We start from the raw sequence: 942 nt of genomic DNA on the forward strand, positions 1-942 counted from the left end.
GCGTTGAGCGTCGTGTCGAAGCGCTCTGCGAGGATCGCCTCGACGGCGGCCGGCCATTTGCGGGTGACAATCAAACGCGGTTTCATCGAATTTCCTGCCGATCGATGGGCCGCCGCGATGCCTGCGCCGGCCCAGATTTCACAATTGCCATGCTGCCTTCACGCCGCCTTCTTGGTCCGCGCCAGCGTGTCGGCCACGACCTCGCCGAACGAGGCGGGAGTCGGCACGATGACGACGCCGGCTTCCTTGAGGATCTCGACCTTTTCCTGCGCCGACTCGCCGAAGGCCGAGATGATGGCACCGGCGTGGCCCATGCGGCGGCCCTTCGGCGCCGAAAGGCCGGCAATGTAGGCGATCAGCGGCTTGCGCATGTTGTCGCGCGCCCAGATCGCGGCTTCGGCTTCCTGCGGGCCGCCGATCTCGCCGATCATCACCACCGCATCGGTATCCTCGTCGCGCTCGAAGAGCTGCAGGATGTCCTTGAACGACGAGCCGTTGATCGGATCGCCGCCGATGCCGACGCTGGTCGACACGCCGATGCCGAGCGCCTTCATCTGCGAGGCAGCCTCGTAGCCCAGCGTGCCGGAGCGGCCGACGATGCCGACGCGGCCGGGCAGGTAGATGCTGCCGGGCATGATGCCCATCAGCGCCTGTCCGGGCGTGATGACGCCGGCGCAGTTCGGGCCGACGAGGCGCATGCGGTCCTCGAAGCGGTAGCGGCGCATGTAGCGCTTGACCTGCATCATGTCCTGCGACGGGATGCCGTCGGTGATGCAGACGCAAAGCTTGATGCCGGCGTCCGCCGCTTCCATGATCGAATCGGCCGCGAAGGGCGGCGGCACGAAAACGATGCTGGCCTCGGCGCGGGTCTCGCGAACCGCACCCTTGACGGTGTTGAAGATGGGCAGGCCGAGATGGGTCTGGCCGCCCTTGCCGGGGGTG

General features: G+C 67.3%; 1 protein-coding gene. It reads right to left on the reverse strand.

Features of this window, described 5'->3' with window-relative positions; all coding sequences use genetic code 11:
• Window positions 1–158: 158 nt before the first annotated feature.
• On the reverse strand, window positions 159–942 hold a 784-nt coding region (gene sucD / locus EN780_RS35320), incomplete at its 5' end, for a succinate--CoA ligase subunit alpha (protein ID WP_128276544.1).

Source organism: Mesorhizobium sp. M4B.F.Ca.ET.089.01.1.1, from assembly GCF_004022605.1.
GTDB classification, from domain to species: domain Bacteria; phylum Pseudomonadota; class Alphaproteobacteria; order Rhizobiales; family Rhizobiaceae; genus Mesorhizobium; species Mesorhizobium abyssinicae.